Below are 1,473 nucleotides of genomic sequence, written 5' to 3' on the forward strand. Positions count from 1 at the left end.
GTCGGCCGAGATCAATCGCATGGCCAGTGCTTTCGAGCACGACGACTTGGCGCGGGCCCTAGCCTTATGACGCGAACCTTTATTCATAGCTTCGACCCGCCGACAGCCAGCCCGATTGCGGGTACGACTGTCGATCTCACAGTCGCGGACATTGAGGATGCCGGTATTCGGGAGGTATTGCAGACACCCGGTGCAGCCTATGGCGCATGGTCCATCCTGGACGCGCTCCTCGAACCAACCGGCGCCGGAACGCCTTTCATCTTCAAGGAGCCACTGGGTCAAGCGCGCGAAGTGAAGGTGGCCTTGTCTGGCCTGTTCGGGCGCTTTGTCGCTCGCGCCTACCTCGAGCGCTACTTCAATCTCTCGATCTTCGCGCATCTAGGCAGCCAGACTATCGATCTCGATCGGCGCAAACAAGTAAAAATAAGGCGGCTTTCCCGAGGGGACCTTCCGGACTGGATCGCGTGTGCCTCGGATCTGTCCTCTCTGACTGTAGCCGAGGCCAAGGGCTGCCATGACCCATCAGGTCCCGCAAAAGCACTCGCGCGAGCATGGACGCAAGCGGGTCGAATTGACGTAACGGCCCAAGGTCGCAAGGTCACAGTGAAACGCATCGCCATCGCAACACGCTGGGGTATGACCGCCTCGGGGCCTGCAAATGCACACCTCTCAGTTAAAGACCCGGTCGATGAGGGTGAGGCCATCGAACCGGAGGAGGAGAATGCACTTTTCGTTGGTATGCTGCGACTCCACATCGCCAATCTGATCCGGCCCCTTGGTCATATTGAACTCTCCACCTCACTATATCGGCTGACGCGGCAACCTTTCGCCGGACGACTGCAAAGCGACATCCAGGCAGCCCGATCGTTCCTTGATGCCGCTCCAATTGGGGAGGTGGAAAATACTTCCTCGATAGGCGACCTCATTGGCGGAATCGTTACCCGTACGGGCCCAATAACCGAGACCAACGTCACCGCTGCAGATCAAGAAGCGCTTGCTCGTCTCAATTTGCGACCCGTTTTTGTCGGGATAGATCGCAACCTCATCCGTGCCGCTATCGACGCAGAACCCCAAAATGTGCGCGCTCGGCTCAAGGAGGCTGCGAGACCTGATGAATTTGCGCGGACTGATCGTGCGGGGGGCTGGATTGTACCGCTCGGTGAAGAGCGCCGCGTCAAGGGAGGCACCTAGCATCCCATTAACGGTGAACATTTGTTCACCGGGAGCGATTGCCGATGGTGCGACGGCTGCCGATGGGACAGAGTATTATCCGGATGAGCCATGCCTTTTGAAATTGATGTCGAAGATCCGATCTATGAAGAGCAGTGGGCTGACGAGTTGGAAATCTATCACAACCCAAATGCCGCTGTTCCGCTGAACCGGGAACTGTTCCCCACTCTTACGCACTTCTTTTTGGAGGATGGCGAGCTCGTTTGGCAAGGTCCCGAAAAGCGCATCCTATATTCTATGACC

General features: G+C 57.4%; 1 protein-coding gene and 1 pseudogene. Both read left to right on the top strand.

Translation table 11 applies throughout. The features are described 5' to 3' along the window. Positions 1 to 1,191: hypothetical protein (locus ACK8OE_RS20785; protein ID WP_410274219.1), on the top strand; the 1,191-nt coding region annotated here is incomplete at its 5' end. A gap of 90 nt (positions 1,192 to 1,281) precedes the next feature. Beyond that, positions 1,282 to 1,473, top strand: a pseudogene (locus ACK8OE_RS20790) (hypothetical protein); the annotation flags it as partial.

Origin of the sequence: Asticcacaulis sp. W401b (assembly GCF_046503825.1) — a bacterium.
In the GTDB taxonomy this organism is placed as follows: domain Bacteria; phylum Pseudomonadota; class Alphaproteobacteria; order Caulobacterales; family Caulobacteraceae; genus Asticcacaulis.